The following is a 271-nucleotide window of genomic DNA, read 5'->3' on the forward strand; positions in this document are numbered from 1 at the left end:
CTGGCTCGCGATACCGGCGTAGTCGATATCGCCCTTGATCTGTCCCCAACGCTTCATCTGGGTCATGATCCAGACTGCAAACGACTGCCAGGGGACTGGATCGAAATCGACGCGGTTCGGTTGCGTGACAATGTTGCCGAGTCCGTCGGCAAAGGTGCCGGTGAGAATCTGCTCGAGCACGATCGGCGGCTGGTTGAGATAGTTCGCCGGCGCGATTGCTTCCGCAATCTGTTTGCGGTTCTCGGCCTTGTGCGCGAACGCCGTCGCATCG

Annotated in this window: 1 pseudogene; it reads right to left on the reverse strand. The window is 59.8% G+C overall.

The features are described 5' to 3' along the window. Positions 1 to 271 (reverse strand): annotated as a pseudogene (locus RVY79_RS19725) (nitrate ABC transporter substrate-binding protein); the annotation flags it as partial.

It is taken from the genome of Chromohalobacter sp. HP20-39, assembly GCF_033052815.1.
Lineage (GTDB): Bacteria > Pseudomonadota > Gammaproteobacteria > Pseudomonadales > Halomonadaceae > Chromohalobacter.